This is a genomic window from Candidatus Mycobacterium wuenschmannii, assembly GCF_030252325.1.
Lineage (GTDB): Bacteria > Actinomycetota > Actinomycetes > Mycobacteriales > Mycobacteriaceae > Mycobacterium > Mycobacterium wuenschmannii.
Genome location: NZ_CP126981.1, coordinates 1447685 through 1463882 on the forward strand (window position 1 = coordinate 1447685; position 16198 = coordinate 1463882).

At 68.1% G+C, this 16198-nt stretch carries 16 protein-coding genes; 5 read left to right on the forward strand and 11 right to left on the reverse strand.

Annotation, left to right across the window (positions count from 1 at the left end):
• Positions 1-2: 2 nt before the first annotated feature.
• Positions 3-893, reverse strand: coding sequence for a mycobacterial-type methylenetetrahydrofolate reductase (locus PT015_RS07005; RefSeq protein WP_285189828.1), 891 nt, complete (start codon positions 891-893; stop codon positions 3-5).
• Positions 894-1114: 221 nt separating this feature from the next.
• Here PT015_RS07005 and idsA2 point away from each other — a divergent pair, with 221 nt between their 5' ends.
• Positions 1115-2164 carry a bifunctional (2E,6E)-farnesyl/geranyl diphosphate synthase gene (gene idsA2, locus PT015_RS07010; RefSeq protein ID WP_285190979.1) on the forward strand — a complete coding sequence of 350 codons (1050 nt, stop codon included), beginning with the start codon at positions 1115-1117 and terminating at the stop codon, positions 2162-2164.
• A gap of 5 nt (positions 2165-2169) precedes the next feature.
• Positions 2170-3684: an alpha-(1->6)-mannopyranosyltransferase A gene (locus PT015_RS07015; RefSeq protein WP_285189829.1), complete on the forward strand. Its 1515-nt coding sequence runs from the start codon at positions 2170-2172 to the stop codon at positions 3682-3684.
• On the opposite strand, the gene PT015_RS07020 is transcribed toward PT015_RS07015, so the two are convergent.
• Positions 3678-4082, reverse strand: coding sequence for an Rv2175c family DNA-binding protein (locus PT015_RS07020; protein ID WP_285189831.1), 405 nt, complete (start codon positions 4080-4082; stop codon positions 3678-3680). The genes PT015_RS07015 and PT015_RS07020 overlap by 7 nt on opposite strands.
• Positions 4083-4161: 79 nt before the next feature.
• Here PT015_RS07020 and PT015_RS07025 point away from each other — a divergent pair, with 79 nt between their 5' ends.
• Positions 4162-5373 (forward strand): protein kinase domain-containing protein, encoded by a 1212-nt coding sequence (locus tag PT015_RS07025; protein WP_285189832.1) that lies wholly within the window; start codon positions 4162-4164, stop codon positions 5371-5373.
• 51 nt (positions 5374-5424) lie between these two features.
• Here PT015_RS07025 and PT015_RS07030 read toward each other — a convergent pair whose 3' ends face one another.
• Genes PT015_RS07030 through PT015_RS07040 form a run of 3 tightly spaced genes read right to left on the reverse strand, consistent with a single transcriptional unit; the run spans position 5425 to position 8265 of the window.
• The gene (locus tag PT015_RS07030; RefSeq protein ID WP_285189834.1) at positions 5425-6813 is read right to left on the reverse strand and encodes a class II 3-deoxy-7-phosphoheptulonate synthase; all 1389 of its coding nucleotides are present in this window, start codon (positions 6811-6813) and stop codon (positions 5425-5427) included.
• Positions 6814-6858: 45 nt separating this feature from the next.
• Positions 6859-7371 (reverse strand): polyadenylate-specific 3'-exoribonuclease AS, encoded by a 513-nt coding sequence (locus PT015_RS07035; RefSeq protein WP_285189835.1) that lies wholly within the window; start codon positions 7369-7371, stop codon positions 6859-6861.
• 6 nt (positions 7372-7377) lie between these two features.
• A complete protein-coding gene (locus PT015_RS07040) occupies positions 7378-8265 on the reverse strand; it encodes a hypothetical protein (protein WP_285189837.1) in 888 nt (295 codons plus the stop codon).
• Between the two features lie 77 nt (positions 8266-8342).
• Here PT015_RS07040 and PT015_RS07045 point away from each other — a divergent pair, with 77 nt between their 5' ends.
• Entirely contained in the window at positions 8343-9656 is a 1314-nt protein-coding gene (locus PT015_RS07045) for a glycosyltransferase 87 family protein (RefSeq protein ID WP_285189839.1), read from the forward strand.
• Between the two features lie 4 nt (positions 9657-9660).
• Here PT015_RS07045 and PT015_RS07050 read toward each other — a convergent pair whose 3' ends face one another.
• From PT015_RS07050 to PT015_RS07070, 5 genes are all read right to left on the reverse strand, one after another.
• Positions 9661-10401 carry a lysophospholipid acyltransferase family protein gene (locus PT015_RS07050; RefSeq protein WP_285189840.1) on the reverse strand — a complete coding sequence of 247 codons (741 nt, stop codon included), beginning with the start codon at positions 10399-10401 and terminating at the stop codon, positions 9661-9663.
• 130 nt (positions 10402-10531) lie between these two features.
• Positions 10532-10909 carry a hypothetical protein gene (locus PT015_RS07055; RefSeq protein ID WP_390887947.1) on the reverse strand — a complete coding sequence of 126 codons (378 nt, stop codon included), beginning with the start codon at positions 10907-10909 and terminating at the stop codon, positions 10532-10534.
• Positions 10906-12159: an ArsA family ATPase gene (locus PT015_RS07060; RefSeq protein ID WP_285190980.1), complete on the reverse strand. Its 1254-nt coding sequence runs from the start codon at positions 12157-12159 to the stop codon at positions 10906-10908. The genes PT015_RS07055 and PT015_RS07060 overlap by 4 nt, the downstream gene beginning before the upstream one ends.
• Before the next feature lie 2 nt (positions 12160-12161).
• Complete coding sequence (locus tag PT015_RS07065; RefSeq protein ID WP_285189843.1) at positions 12162-12599, reverse strand: SRPBCC family protein; 438 nt, start codon at positions 12597-12599, stop codon at positions 12162-12164.
• Positions 12600-12713: 114 nt separating this feature from the next.
• Positions 12714-13112, reverse strand: coding sequence for a polyketide cyclase / dehydrase and lipid transport (locus PT015_RS07070; RefSeq protein WP_285190981.1), 399 nt, complete (start codon positions 13110-13112; stop codon positions 12714-12716).
• Between the two features lie 146 nt (positions 13113-13258).
• Between PT015_RS07070 and PT015_RS07075 the strand changes: the two genes are divergently transcribed.
• The gene (locus tag PT015_RS07075) at positions 13259-15061 is read left to right on the forward strand and encodes an AMP-dependent synthetase/ligase (protein ID WP_285189845.1); all 1803 of its coding nucleotides are present in this window, start codon (positions 13259-13261) and stop codon (positions 15059-15061) included.
• Here the strand turns inward: PT015_RS07075 and PT015_RS07080 are convergent.
• Complete coding sequence (locus tag PT015_RS07080) at positions 15058-16191, reverse strand: glycosyltransferase family 4 protein (RefSeq protein ID WP_285189846.1); 1134 nt, start codon at positions 16189-16191, stop codon at positions 15058-15060. The two genes, PT015_RS07075 and PT015_RS07080, sit on opposite strands and share 4 nt — an antisense overlap.
• Positions 16192-16198 lie beyond the last annotated feature (7 nt).

The following is a 16198-nucleotide window of genomic DNA, read 5'->3' on the forward strand; positions in this document are numbered from 1 at the left end:
CTTCAGCGGGTCGGCGACCAGTAGTCCAGCATCTCGGCGAACGTCTCGAACGCCGGCGCGGAATTGCCGTAGGTGGCTTCCAGGTGGATGCTCAGCGGGAAGCCCAGATCGGCGACACCGTCGACGACCCGCTTGTAGAGGTCGAGAATCAGCTTGCGGCGTTGCACCGGTTCGGTATTCGCCAACGTCGTCACGAAGGCCTGTTCCTCGGCCACGGCCGCGTTGCCCGGATCCTGGATCAGCCAGTTGATGAAGCCGATCTTCTCCTCGAGCTTCGGCACGAAGCCGAATCCCAGCAACACCTCGGGCCGGTGATCGGTCTCCTTGGCGAAATCGGTCAAAAAGCCCACGATCGCATCGGAATACAACAGCTGCGTCTGCGCGAACGTCGCACCCTGGTTGCACTTGAAGTTCAGCCGGCCCGTCTCACCCTCGCGGGTCGGAATCAGGATCACGCCCCGGTTGTGCACCAGCTCCTGGTACATCGACAGCGCGTCGGTCGGCGCCACACCGGACCCCTCGCCGTCGGCCATCGTGCGCGGCACCCCGACGAACACGATGCCGTCGATGCCCGCGCCGACCAGCGTGCCCAGCCGCTCGCGAAGCGCGGGCTCGTCCATGAAAGCCGTGACCTGAGAGCACAATCCGCGCACGCCGGGCAGCTCGGGGCGGATCGTCGACCAGAAGTCCAGCACGTCCAGCTTGGGCTTCATCTCGATCGGCCGGTCGTCGTCCTCCTCGATCAGACCCGGCATCATCACGTGCCCGATCCGGCCCTCGATCCCGGACTTGGCCGCCAGCTGCACCACCTTCTGCGCGTCCTCGAGCGCCTGCGCGGTGCCGCGATCGACGTTTGGCGGCACCAGCTCAAGCGCAACGGTGTTCAAAGTCAACGAGCTGCTCCTCAATCAACGACTGGTCCCCCGCCGCATGCGGCCACCCGGCACCTTGCTCCACGACAGCATAGTGAGGCCCGTTCGACGCGCCCGCGCGCCGACCTGAGGCGGGCGAAACCCGCTGGGCAGCGCGACGCCGAATAGACTTGGCGGGCCATGACGTCCAGGGACCGGGAAGAGGTGTCGCGCTGAGCGCAGGAGCAGCCGCAACTGTCGAGCTGGCCGACGCCGTCACCGACCAGCTGCGCAGGTATCTGCGCGAGCGCCGAACCGCGTCCGCCCACATCGGCAGCGACTACGACGGGTTGACGGCCGGCCTGGAGGACTTCGTCCTGGGCGGCGGCAAGCGACTGCGCCCGGCCTTCGCGTATTGGGGCTGGCGGGCCGTGACCACCGACGACGCCGACGACGAGGCGCTGCTGCTGTTCGCCGCGCTGGAACTGCTGCACGCCTCGGCGCTGGTGCACGACGACGTGATCGACAGCTCGGCGACGCGACGCGGCCGCCCAACCACCCACGTCCGGTTCGCCGCGCTGCATCGCGAACGCGGCTGGCGCGGGCCCGCCGGTCAGTTCGGCCTGTCGGCGGCGATCCTGCTCGGGGACCTGGCGCTGGCGTGGGCCGACGACATCGTCGCCGACATCGATCTGCCGCGCGCGGCTCGCAAACGGGTGCGCCGGGTCTGGGCCGACATCCGGACCGAAGTGCTCGGCGGGCAGTACCTCGACATCGTGGCCGAGGCAAGCGCTGCGGAGTCCATCGCCTCGGCGATGGCCGTCAACACCTACAAGACGGCGTCCTACACGGTGTCGCGCCCGCTGCAACTGGGCGGCGCCGCGGCCGCCGATCGGCCGGACGTGCAGGCGTTGTTCCACGACGTCGGCAACCAACTGGGCGTCGCCTTTCAACTGCGCGACGACGTGCTCGGTGTGTTCGGCGATCCGGCGGTCACCGGCAAGCCGTCCGGCGACGACCTCCGTTCCGGCAAGCGCACGGTGCTGCTGGCCACCGCGCTGCAGCTGGCCGATGCGTCGGATGTGGCCGCCGCCAAGCTGCTACGCGCGCACGTTGGAACCGACATGAGCGACGCGCAGGCCCGCGACCTGTGCGACGTGATCGAGCGGGTCGGCGCGCTGGCGGCGGTCGAAGACCAGATCACGACGCTGACCAACCGGGCCCTGGAATTGGTCGGCGATGCACCGATTTACGACGCCGCAAAGTCCGGGCTCGCCGAATTGGCCGCCCTGTCCGCTAACCGGTCGGCCTGACGCGCATGTCCCTTCCGACGCCTGTCCCGCCGGCCCCCGCCTCGACAACCGCTGCGCCGCAGCTGCTTTCCCGCGTGCGGCAGTTCGCGAGAACCACGGACGCCCGGCCCGCGCTGCTCGGCTGCCTGGGCGCGGTGCTGATCACGACGGGTGGCCTCGGGGCGGGCAGCACCAAACAGCACGATCCGTTGTTGGAGACGTTGCACCTGTCCTGGCTGCGCTATGGCCACGGTCTGGTGCTGTCCTCGGTCATGTTGTGGATCGGCGTGGCGCTGATGCTCGGCGCGTGGCTGTGGCTGGGCCGACGCGCACTTGCCGGTGCAGCGGACCAATTCACGATGGTGGCCACGACCGGGTTCTGGCTGGCGCCGCTGCTGCTGTCGGTGCCGGTATTCAGTCGCGACACCTATTCCTACCTCGCGCAGGGCGCGCTGCTGCGCGACGGGCTGGACCCCTACGCCGTCGGGCCGATCGACAACCCGAATCCGTTGCTGGACAACGTCAGTCCGATCTGGACGATCACCACCGCGCCGTATGGTCCGGCGTTCATCATGATCGCCCGGTTGGTGACGATGCTGGTCGGCAACCACGTGATCGCCGGGACCATGCTGCTGCGGCTGTGCATGCTGCCCGGTTTGGCGCTGCTGATCTGGGCGACGCCGCGCATTGCGCGGCACGTAGACGCGAACGTGCCGATCGCACTGTGGGTGTGCGCGCTCAACCCGCTGGTGATCATCCATCTGATGGGCGGCGTGCACAACGAGATGCTGATGGTCGGGCTGATGTCCGCCAGCATCGCGCTGACGTTCGAGCGACGCCATCTCGCCGGCATCGCGGTCGTCGCCGTCGGCACCGCGGTCAAGGCGACCGCCGGCCTCGCGCTGCCGTTCCTGGTGTGGGTGTGGATGCGCCATCTGCGTGATCGGCGCGGATACCGGCCGCTGCGAGCATTTTTCGTGGCCGCGGGTATATCGGTGCTGATCTTCGTCGCGGTGTTCGCGGTGCTGTCGGCGGCGGCCGGGGTCGGCCTGGGCTGGCTGACAGCGCTTGCCGGCTCGGTGAAGATCATCAACTGGCTGAGCATCCCGACCGCGACGGCGAACCTGGTGCATGCGATCGGCGGAGTGTTCTTCGCGGTGAATTTTTATGGCGTGCTGCAGGTTACGCGTGCAATCGGAATCGTGATCCTCGCGTTCGCCCTGCCCCTGTTGTGGTGGCGGTTCCGTCACGACGACCGCCAGGCGCTGGTCGGCATTGCGCTGGCGATGCTGTTCGTGGTGCTGTTCGCGCCGGCCGCGCTGCCCTGGTACTACTCCTGGCCGCTAGCCGTGGTGGCCCCGCTCGCCCAGTCACGACGAGCGGTGTCTGCCATCGCGGCGTTCTCCACCTGGATCATGGTGATCTTCAAACCCGATGGGGCCCATGGCATGTACTCGTGGCCGCACGTACTACTGGCGACAGCGGTCGCGGCCTTCGCATGGCGCACCATCAACCGGGCGCAGACACCCTGGCCTCAGTAGGCCATCGCCTGCGCGCGGCGCAGGACTTCGCGGGCCTGATGCGCGTGCAGTGCGTCCACCGGACGCGCGTTGCTGAGCGCGTCGCGCGAGCCGTCCCGCGTCACCGTCAGCGACGGGTCGGGAGTGAACAGCCAGCGCACGATCTCGGTGTCGTGATACCCGCCGTCGCGCAGGACGACCAGCAGCCCCGCCAGACTCTTGACCACTTCCCCGCTGCTGGTGAAAAAGATCTGCGGCACCAACACATCGCCGTCGCGCCGCACCGCGACGAGGTGACCGTCCTTGAGATGTTGCTGCACTTTGCTCACCGATACACCGAGCAGATCGGCGACGTTGCGGAGATCGTAGGTCGGTTCTTCGGGGTCGATGACATCGTCCCCGGCCGGAATCCTGCTCACCCGATCAGTGTACGACCGACGCGGGTTCGTGCGGCCTCGGTTTCCAGGTCTGGGGTCCGCCGACGCCTACGATGAGCGCGTGACCGCAGCGACGAGCGACGATCTCGAAGGCGCATTGCTCGACGGGCGCTACCGCGTTGCGGCCAGAATCGCGACCGGCGGCACTTCGACGGTGTACCGCGGGCTGGACACCCGGTTGGACCGCCCGGTAGCGCTGAAGGTGATGGACACCCGCTACGCCGGCGACCGGCAATTCCTGACCCGGTTTCAGCTCGAAGCCCGCAGCGTGGCCCGGTTGAAAGATCCGGGGCTGGTCGCGGTCTACGACCAGGGCCTCGACGCCCGGCATCCGTTCCTGGTGATGGAGCTGATCGAAGGCGGGACACTGCGCGAACTGCTCGCCGAGCGCGGGCCAATGCCGCCACACGCCGTCGCCGCGGTGCTGCGCCCGGTGCTGGGCGGGCTGGCCGCCGCGCATCGCGCCGGCCTGGTGCACCGCGACGTCAAACCCGAGAACGTGCTGATCTCCGACGACGGCGAGGTCAAGATCGTCGACTTCGGCCTGGTGCGCGCCGTCGCCGAGGCCGGAATCACGTCCACCAGCGTCATTCTCGGCACCGCGGCGTACCTGTCGCCCGAACAAGTCAAAGACGGCAACGCGAGCCCGCGAAGCGACGTCTACGGCGCCGGGATCGTCGCCTACGAGCTGCTCACCGGCCAGACGCCGTTCTCCGGAGACACCTCGCTGTCGGTGGCCTATCAGCGGTTGGACACCGACGTGCCGGCGCCGAGCAGCGTAATCGGTGGCGTGCCAGCACAATTCGACGAACTCGTGCTGCGCGCGACCAGCCGCGACCCCGCCGGGCGATACGCCGACGCCCAGGACATGGCCGCGGAATTGGAGGCGATCGTCGGCGAGTTAGGGCTGCCCGATTTTCGGGTGCCCGCGCCGCGCAACTCCGCGCAGCACCGCTCGGCCACGGCCCACACGGGCGGCCAGGCCACCACCGACCAGAACCGGACCGCCGACCTACGTCAGCCCCCAGCGCCGCGGCACCAGCCGACGCGTCAGTTCACCCGGGATCCGCGAGACCGGGGCGCTGGCGACGCCGGGCGGGAAAAGACCGCAGTGGCAGGTCAATTCGCGGGTATCGACCTGACCGAGTTCGCGTTCGAACGCGAACGCTCCCGGCGGATGATGCTGATCTGGATCGCGATCGTGCTCTCGGTCACCGGATTAGCGGCCGCCGCGGCGTGGACGGTCGGCAGCAACATCGGCGGCCTGCTCTAGACGCGCTAGTCGCGCAGCATCTCCGCCCCGTCCTACGCGGAGCCTGCTGCGCTAGTCGCGCAGCATCTCCGCGACCAGGAACGCCAGCTCCAGCGACTGCTGGGTGTTCAGCCGCGGGTCACATGCCGTCTCGTAGCGCCCGGCCAGGTCGCTGTCCGAAATGTCTTGCGCGCCACCGAGACACTCGGTGACGTTCTCGCCGGTGATCTCGACGTGGATGCCGCCGGGCCAGGTGCCCAGCGCGCGGTGCACCTCGAAGAACCCCTGCACCTCGTCGACGATCCGGTCGAAGTGCCGGGTCTTGTAGCCGGTAGACGACTCGTGGGTGTTGCCGTGCATCGGGTCGCACTGCCAGATCACCTGATGCCCCGTCGCCTGGACCTTTTCGATGATCGGCGGCAGCAGGTCGCGCACCTTGTTGTTGCCCATCCGGCTCACCAGGGTCAGCCGGCCCGCCTTGTTGTGTGGGTCGAGACGCTCCACGTATTCGACCACCTGGTCCGGCGTGGTCGACGGCCCGATCTTGACGCCGATCGGGTTGCCGATCACCTCGGCGAACGCGATGTGCGCGCCGTCGAGTTGCCGGGTGCGGTCGCCGATCCACAGGAAGTGTGCCGACATGTCGAAAAGCTGCGGTTCGTCGTGTTCCTCGGTCGAGAGCCGCAGCATCGCCCGTTCGTAGTCGAGCACCAAAGCCTCGTGACTGGAGTAGATCTCGGCGGTCTGCAGATTGCGGTCGGCCACCCCGCAGGCACTCATGAACTTGAGCCCGCGGTCGATCTCGGAGGCCAGCGCCTCGTACCGGGCACCCGCCGGCGAAGTCCGCACGAACTCGCGGTTCCAGTCGTGCACACCGTGCAGCGATGCCAGGCCCGATGAGGTCAACGCGCGCACGAGGTTCATCGCGGCCGCGGCGTTGGCGTAGGCGCGCACCAGCCGCGACGGGTCGTGCTCACGCGCCGCAGCGTCGGGGGCGAACCCGTTGACCATGTCGCCGCGGTAGGACCGCAAGCCCAGGGCATCGGTGTCGGCCGAGCGTGGCTTGGCGTACTGGCCCGCGATGCGGGCCACCTTGAGCACCGGCACGCTGGCGCCGTAGGTCAGCACCACCGCCATCTGCAGCAGCGTCCGGATGTTGCCCTTGATGTGCGGCTCGGTGTTGTCGACGAAGGTCTCGGCGCAGTCGCCACCCTGCAGCAAAAAGGCCTCACCACGGGCGACCTGAGCCAGCATGTCCTGCAGCCGCACGATCTCCGACGGCACCGTCACCGGCGGAACGCTCTCCAGCACCGTGCGCCAGGGCTCGACCTCCTCGCGGGTCCAGCTGGGCTGCTGAGCGGCGGGCTTGGCCAGCGCGGCGTCCAGCCGGGCCCGCAGGTCCGCCGGTAACGGCGGCAGCGACGGCAGCTGCTCGATGGGAAGATCGACGGTCGAATTCACCCGTCTATGGTAACCGGGTTGCGGACGCCCTGAATTCTGCCGCTATCAGCGGCGATGCGAATGGCCGGGCTCTTTGCCGCCGGTCGAGGTGATCACCTGATACCGGGTGAGCTGATCGCGGGCGTCGACCAGCGCGTCATGCACGTTCGCCGATCGCTTCGGCATCTGGGGGCTGCCGTGCTCCTCCCAGAGTTGGCGCAGCTCACGAGTGAACCGCGGGATCTGCGGCGGCAGGTGGGTCATCGGACCCCACAGCTGACAGAGCGCGACGTGGTCGTAGGCGCCGACCCAGGCCCACAACTCGATCGGCTCCGGCCCGTCGATGTCGAAGAACGTCTCGAGGTCGTTTCGGATCTGGGCACGCGACCGCCACAGCTGCGACGCCGGCGACGGCAGCTTGGGCAGCACGTTGGCGCGCACCCAACTCCCGGCCCGGTCGGGATTGAATTCGGTTGACACACCGTAGTATTCGCGGCCGTCCTCGGCGACCACGCCGATCGAGATCAGCTCGATGGTGTAGCCGTCGTCGATGAATTCGGTGTCGTAGAAATAGCGCACCGCCGGCTACCCCATCCCGAGCCCGCCGGCGAGCACGCTCGGCACCTGCTCGGGCGGGGGCGCGGGATGCACCTCGCGATCCAGTTGCGCGTTGACCATGCGGTGCGACGGTACCCGTGGCGTTCCGGCGATGGTGTACTGCAGCCACAGCTTTGCCCGCACCACCGGCCGGCGCAGCTTGCGCTCGCGTTGCAACGCGCGGCTCATCTTGCTGAGCCGCCTCATGTAGAGGTAGCGGGCCCACGGCGCCTGCGGCCGCGACAGCCGGATGGCGCCGATGACCAGCAGCGGGACGAAGAACATGCCGATCAGGCCGGTCCACACCTTGCCCTTGAGCACGACCAGAACCGCCAACGGCAACGTCAAAACCATCGCGAACACCACGCCCGCCCGCATCAACGTCGAATGGGTGGTGTCCTGCCACAGGCTGATGAAGAACATCAGCGGATGCAGGCCCAGCACCAGCAGTCCGCCGACCGCGACCGCGGCGAAGACGGCGTCCACCGAGGTGCGGCCATCCTCCTCCCAGTAGACGTCGGACAGATGCAGGATCAGCGCGTACTCGTCGAGCACCAGCGCGGCGCCGATCCCGAAAACAATTGCCACCGCGGTGAATTGGGGCTCGGTCCCGTTGACGGACATCGTCACCAACGTCACCCCGGAAATCATCACCAGCACGACGCCGATCACCACGTGGTGGATGTGCTTGGTCCCGATGTGGATGTTGCGTGGTTCCCACCAGCGCGGCGGCCGGCCGTCGCCCTTGCGGCGCCGGATCAGCCGGACGAAGGTTCGCGTCACGAAGAAGGTGGTGATGAAGGCGACCAGACAACACAGCAGCGGGAGTCGGCCGCGCCCGATGATGTCGTCTTCGAACCAGTGCAGCACCCTCAAAAAGCTACGCGCAGTTGCCGCTGTTGGCCGTCCACGACACCGATCGACGCGCCGACACCGATAGGCTGTTCCCCGACATGACTAGATGGCGCTTGCCCGACGCGGGCGATTCGCGCGGGCAGGTCGCCACGGTACGGCCCAGTAGCTGGCGAAACGCCTGCTGGCTGCTGCTGCAGCTACTGGCACTCGCCGCGCTGGGCTACGCCGCTTGGCGGGTGCTCGGCAGCACCGTCTACCGCATCGACATCGACGTGTACCGGATGGGCGGCCAAGCCTGGTTGGACGGCCAGCCGTTGTACAGCCACGACGTCAAGTTCCACACCCCGATCGGGCTGAATCTGCCGTTCACGTATCCCCCGCTGGCCGCGGTGATCTTCGCGCCGTTCGCATGGCTGGGCATGCCGGCGGCCAGCGTCACGATCACGCTGATCACGCTGGTGCTGCTGCTGGTGTCCACGATGATCGTGCTGACCCGCCTCGATGTCTGGGCCGAGTCCAGCGTGGTGCCCGGGCCGGCGTGGGGGCGCCGCTGGTGGCTGACGGCCCTCGTGGTGGCATGGGCGACGCTCTACTGGGAGCCGATCGCGGCGAATTTCGCGTTCGGGCAGATCAACGTCGTGCTGATGACGCTGGTGATCGCCGAATGCGTGCCGCGCCACACGCCGTGGCCGCGCGGCCTGCTGCTGGGTCTGGGCATCGCCCTGAAGCTGACGCCCGCGGTGTTCCTGCTGTACTTCGTGCTGAACCGGGACCGCCGCGCCGTGCTGACCTCGCTGGCGTCCGTGGTGGCGGCGCTCGCCGCCGGGTTCGCGCTGGCCTGGCAGGACTCGTGGGAGTACTGGACCCACACCGTGCGCAATACCGACCGGATCGGCTCGGCCAGCTTGAACACCAACCAGAACATCGCCGGCACGCTGGCCCGGCTGGGTCTCGACGACCACCAGCGCTTCCTGCCGTGGGTGGCGGCCTGCTTCCTGGTGCTCGGTCTGACGGTATGGGCGGCCCGGCGGGCGTTGCGCGCCGACGAGCCGGTGCTGGCGGTGATCTGCATCGCCTTGTTCGGGCTGGCGGTGTCGCCGGTGTCCTGGTCGCATCACTGGGTGTGGATGTTGGAGGTGGTGATCGTGACCGCCGTGGTGGCCTGGCGACGACGCAACCTCGCGCTCGGGTTCCTCAGTACCGCCGGGGTGGCACTGATGGTGTGGACGCCGATCGACCTGATGCCCAAGCACCACGAGACCACCGCGTCGTGGTGGCGTCAACTGGTGGGGGGGTCGTATCTGTGGTGGGCGCTGGCGATCATCATCGCGGTCGGCGCGACCATCACCGTGCGTACCGCCGACTCGACCGAACCGCGGGCCTCGAGCGCGCCTGCGCCGGTCTCCGCTTGATTCGCTAGCCCGCCGCCGTCTCAGGAATCCGAGACGGCTGTGCTTTTCCCGAGGGTTCGGCCCCCTCGCCGGTGGAGCCGTTCTTGAGCGACGCGGCGTAGATGTCGACGTACTCCTGGCCCGAGAGGCCCATCAGCTCGTAGATCACCTCGTCGATGACGGCGCGCTCGATGAAGCGGTTGCCGGCCAGGCCGTCGAAGCGGGAGAAGTCCATCGGCTTGCCGAACCGCACGGTGACGCGGCCGAAGCGCCACATCTTGCTGCCGGGTGGGTTGACGACGTTGGTGCCGATCATCGCGACGGGGATCACCGGGACGCCGGTCTCCAGCGCCAACCGGGCCAGGCCGGTCTTGCCCTTGTACAGCCGGCCATCCGGTGAGCGGGTGCCCTCGGGGTACATGCCGAGCAACTTGCCCTGGTCGAGCACTCGTCCGGCGGTGTCCAGCGCGGCCTGTGCGGCGTCGGCGCTACTGCGGTCGATCGGCACCTGCCCGGCGACGGTGTAGAACCAGCGGTTGAACCAGCCCTTCAGACCGGTTCCGGTGAAGTATTCCGACTTGGCCAGGAACGTGATCCGGCGACGGACAACGAGCGGCAGATAGAAGCTGTCGGCGACGGCGAGATGGTTACTGGCCAGAATGGCCGGGCCGGACGACGGGACATGTTCCAGCCCTTCGATTTTCGGCCGTCCGAGCAGTGAGAGCAGCGGGCCCATGAGGATGTACTTGAAAATCCAGTACCACATAGGGCCTCCTCCTCAGCCGCACCAACCGTGTTCAGCGCCAAGAGTACCGATCGAGTGTGTGTGCGACCACATGACGTTTACGACATCTTGATTCTTCGGTGCCGCGTTGGCAGTTGTTTGCCGAGTGTGGCTATTCCTCGACGGTGACCGTGATCGGCTGGTAACGACTCGTCGGCGCCGCATCATCGGCAGCGCCGTCCGGCGCCGGGCCGGACGACGGCTTGTCCGGGGGTGGCGGCGTCGGCTGGCCGACGGGATCGACGATGGCCCGGATCACCGCCAGCAGCGCGACGCTGTGTTCGGCGATCACGGTCAGCAGCGGATGCTCGTCGCCGGTGACCACCGCGGCCAGGGCGCATACCGGGCACCACACCTGCTGGCAGTTGCCGCTGCCGACGCCGTCGCCGACGGCCCGCGCGGCCGCCAGCCGGATCGCGGGGTCGATCTGGTCGAGGATTTTCTGGGCGAGCCTGCGGAGTTCGGGGCCGATGTCGGGGTGGGTGGTCACTTCGGCCACACCTCCGGATCGGGTTGAAATCGCACCGTCAATTCGCTGCCGCGAAGATGCGCGTCCAACACCGTGCATCGACGCAGGACGGACGCCAGTCGAACCCGGCGCCGCATGCCGCCCGCGCCGACGATCAGGTCGTCACCGACCCGGCCCAGGCTCAGCGCGCCGGACTCGATCTGCGGCAACTCTAGCCGCAGTCGGTAGACCGATTGGAGTCCGGAGCCCGATTCCAGGTCGACCACCGGGCGCAGCGGTCCCGGCGGCGCCGATCCGTCGCGACGGCGTGCACTGTCGAGCAGTTCCGCGAGCGCCTTGGCACCGATCGGTTCACCGGCCAGATGCGGCGTGAGCACCAGCGCCACGTCGCCGATCGCGGCGTCGAGTTCCTTGAGCACCGCGCGCTGCTCGCTGATCCGCTCGGAGTACCAGTCGAATGCGGGATGAGCCGGCAGGTTGCGGTACTCGTACGAATCGTCTTGCATCAGAATCTGGTTGACGATTAGTTCCTCGATGCGCACCCCCATCAAGGCCAGCGACCCGAGCGTGCGAATCGCCTCGGCCGCCACCACCCGTTCGGCGGTGAGCACCAGATGCGCGCCCACCCGGGTGCCGTCGGTGAGCAGCGCGCTGAGCTTTTCGACGCTGCCGCTGATCCGCTCCAGGAGTTCCACCACCGCGGTGGACCGCATGTCGTCCGCACCGGTGGACAACCGGCGATGTCGCGGCCAGGCCCGTTCGACGTAGAGCGCGAACGTCGCGGGCAGGGTCAACATCCGCAACGCGTCGGCGGTCGATGCGCAGTCGACCACGACGTGATCCCATTCGCCGCACCGGGCCAACTCGCCGACCTCGTGCAGCCCCAGCACTTCCTGGACACCCGGGAGCGCCGAAAGTTCTTCCGGCGCAATGTCTTCCAGCTCCGACTCGGGAAATCGCCGGCCGACCGTCTCGACCACCGTGCGCCACCGCGCCGCCAGCAGCGCCAACGTGTCCATCGCCAGCGCGTCGAGCGACCCGGTCTCGAGGTCGGCCAGTACCCGCACCGCGTCGCGGTCGCCGTTCGGCGCGACCGTCACGCCGAGCACGTCGCCCAGCGAGTGCGCCTGGTCGGTGGAGACCAGCAGCACGCGCTGACCCGCGCGCGCCTCATGCACGGCCGTCGCGGCCGCCAAGGTGGACTTCCCTACCCCGCCCTTGCCGACGAACAGACTGATCCGGGAGGAGCGGGGCGTTACTGAATCACCCAGACTCACTCAGCCTCGACTCGTTTCTTCAGATCCTTCAATGCGGTGTCGGTCAGCCTGCGCTCGGCTTTGCGCTTGAGCAACCCGATCATCGGAATGGCCAGGTCCACCGTGAGCTCGTAGGTCACCTCGGTGCCAGATCCCTTGCCCGCCAACCGATATACCCCGTCGAGTGACTTCAGCAGCGAGCTGGACACCAGCGACCAGCTGACCGACTTACGGTCCTTGGGCCACGTGTAGGCGAGCACCATGGTGTCTTTGAGGACGCTGGTGTCCAGCACCAGTCGCGCGACCTTCGGGTTGCCGGTGGCGTCGGTTTCGAGGACCGCGGCCTCCTTGTACTCCGACACCCAGTCGGGGTAGGAGCCGATGTCGGCGATCACGTCCATGACCGTGCCCGGGTCCGCGTCGATGTAGATCGTCTGGGCCGTCTTCTCCGCCACCTGATCGCTTCCTTCTCCGCGTTGCGCGGGTTGTGCTCCCCTGCCCGCCGGATATCTGCGTGGTCAGCGGCCGTCGCCCGCGCCCACGGCAGAAACGCTACTCCCCGACGGAACTCAGGCCTGGTCAAGCACCGGAGAAACCCCGACCGGGCGGGAGCTTTCCAGCGTCGTCTTCACTTCGAAGGCCATCTTCTTCCCCGCGACCCGACGTCGATGCGTCAGCTTGGCGAGGTTGAGCTTGGCCAGTCGGGCCGGTGACACCCCGGTCGGCTCGGCGTGCAGGAAGTAGTGCAGCAGGGCACCGCCCAGCATCGGCTCGAGCCAGATCTCCATGGTGCCGGTGAGCGGTCCGGCCACCGTCCACCGAATGCCCTGGGAACCGCGGTTTTCGGTGACCTCCAGCAGCAGGTCCGGCCACCAGCGCCGCCACTGCGACGGATCGCCAACCGCGGCGCCGATGCGCGCCGGATCGGCGGCGACGTACGTCTCGTCGGCAATCTGAACGCTGTGCACGGGCACTAGCTTCACACATGGGTCCGCCGGTCGCGTATCGCCGCTGGTCATCGGCTGCTCACAGCCGTGGCCGCGAACATACGCCGTGGTCGGACTAGGCTAGTTGTCGCTTGTTTGCCGAAACCCACCGAAGCGAGGTCGCCAGAGTGCGCGAATTATCCGTTCCCGCCGAGTTCACGGTCGGCGAGCACGACAACATCGTGTCCACGGTTTTCGAGCACGAGCGCGACGACCCGAGCGCGGTGATCTATCAACGCGAGGTCGACGGTGTGTGGACCGACGTCACCTGCGCCCAGGCGGCGGCCCAAATCCGCTCGACCGCACTGGGTTTGATCGCGCAGGGGGTGCGCTCCGGCGACCGGGTGGCGATCTTCTCGGCCACCCGCTACGAGTGGGCGATCCTCGACCAGGCCATCCTGGCGACGGGCGCCGTCACCGTCCCGATCTACGAGACGTCGTCGGCCGAGCAGGTGCGCTGGGTACTCAGCGACTCCGCCGCCGTGCTCGCGTTCGCCGAAACCGACGCGCACGCAACGATCATCTCCGAACTCGCCGGCGAGCTGCCCGAACTCAAACGCGTCCTGCACATCGACGGCGCGGGCCCGAAGGCCCTCGAGCAACTCGAGCAGGACGGCGCGTCGGTCGACCCGGCCGAACTCACCGCGCGCGTCGAGGCGTTGCGCAGCAGCGACCCCGCCACCCTGATCTACACCTCGGGCACCACCGGCCGGCCGAAGGGCTGCCAGCTGACGCACGCAAACCTGGTCTACGAGACGCGCGGCACCAAGGAGGTGCTGCCGACGCTGCTGAAGAAGGGCGAGCGGCTGCTGATCTTCTTGCCGCTGGCTCACGTGCTGGCCCGCGCGCTGACGCTGTGCGCGTTCCACAACAAGGTCGTCGTCGGATTCACCAGTGACATCAAGAATCTCGTGCCGATGTTCGGGGTGTTCAAGCCGACGGTCGTAGTGTCGGTCCCCCGCGTGTTCGAGAAGGTCTACAACACCGCCGCGCAGAACGCGGCCAGCGACGGCAAGGGCCGGATCTTCGAGGCCGCCGCCCAGACCGCAGTCGACTGGAGCGAGGCCCAGGACAAGGGCGGCCCGGGTCTGTTGCTGCGCGCCAAGCACGCACTGTTCGACAAGCTCGTCTACCACAAGCTGCGCGCCGCCCTGGGCGGCAACTGCCACGCCTCGGTCTCCGGTGGCGCGCCGTTGGGTGCGCGGCTGGGTCACTTCTACCGCGGCGTCGGCCTGACCGTCTACGAGGGCTACGGCCTGACCGAGACCAGCGCGGCGATCACCGTCAACCAGGTGGGGGCGCTGAAGATCGGCACGGTCGGAAAGTTGGTGCCGGGCAACAGTATGCGGATTGCCGACGACGGCGAGTTGCTGTTGCGCGGCGGGGTGGTGTTCCACGGCTATTGGCACAACGACCAGGCCACCGCCGAGTCCTTCGAGGACGGCTGGTTCAAGACCGGCGATCTGGGCGCGGTCGACGCGGACGGTTTCCTGTCGATTACCGGTCGTAAGAAGGAGATCATCGTCACCGCGGGCGGAAAGAACGTCGCCCCAGCGGTTTTGGAGGACCAGCTGCGCGCGCACCCGTTGATCAGCCAGGCGATGGTGGTCGGCGACGCGAAGCCGTTCGTCGGCGCCCTGATCACCATCGACCCCGAGGCCATCGAGGGCTGGAAGCAGCGCAACGGCAAGCCCGCGGGTGCGTCGGTCGGCGATCTGGCAGGAGACCCCGATCTGCTCGCCGAGGTGGACACGGCTGTCAAACAGGCGAATCTGGCTGTGTCGCATGCGGAGTCGATCCGCAAGTTCCGCATCCTGCCCGTCGACTTCACCGAGGACACCGGCGAGTTGACCCCGACGATGAAGGTGAAGCGCAAGGTGGTCGCCGAGAAGTTCGCCGGCGACATCGAGGCGATCTACGCCAAGGATTAGCCGCGGATCAGGCCGGACAACCGGCCGGCCAGATCGTCCCACCGCCACTGTGCGGTGATCCATTCCCGTCCCGCGGCGCCCATCTTCGCAGCGCGGTCCCGGTCGGCCAGCAAATCGCTGACGGCGTCGGCGATCTGCGCCACCTTCCGGCCGTCCACCACCAGTCCAGTCTTGTTGTGCTGCACCGTTTCCGGGGCTCCCCCGGATGACCCGGCGATCACCGGAACCCCGGTGGCCGAGGCTTCCAGGAACACGATGCCGAGCCCCTCGACGTCGAGCCCGGCGCCGCGGGTGCGACACGGCATCGCGAACACGTCGGCCATCGCGTGATACGCGGGCAGCTCGGCGGACGGCACCCCGCCGGTGAACGTCACATGCTCGCTGACGCCCACCTGATCGGCGAGCCCGCGCAGCGTGTCCAGGTAGGGGCCGCCGCCGGCGATGACGAGCGCGGCGCCGTCCACCCGCTTCCTGATCTCCGGCAGGGCCCGGATCAACATGTCCTGCCCCTTACGCGGGACCAACCGGGACAGGCAGACCACCGTCGGTCGTTCACCCAGCCCGAAGCGGGTGCGCATCTCGGTGCGGCGGGCCGGGTCGGGCCGGAAGCGTTCGGTGTCGACGCCGGGCGGCAGGTGTTCGAGGGCGGCCGTGGGCCCGAACGCCGAGGCGAACCGGCCACGCGTGTAGTCGCTGACGTAGGTGACGACGTCGCAGTCGTCGCCGATGCGGCGCAGCACCGACCGTGCGCCCGGCAGCATCGACCAGCCCACCTCGTGGCCGTGCGTGCTGGCCAGCACCCGCCGAGCACCGGCCTGCCGGGCCCGCCCGGCCAGCAGAGCCAACGGCGCGGCGGCACCGAACCAGACCGTGTCGACGTCGTGCTCGGCGATCAGGCGGCGCATCCGGCCGTCGACGGTCGGCACGGGCAGCATCAGCGTCCCGGGATGACGCACGACGCGGTATCCGGCCTTCGCATCGAAGGCATCGGCGTCCTTCCATTGCGGCGCGTACACGGTCAACGTGTGCTCTCCCGCCTCGGCCAACCGGGTCACCAGATCGACCAGATACGACTGGATCCCGCCGCGACGCGGCGGAAAGTCGTTGGTTACCAGCAGGACCCGAGACACGTAGGAA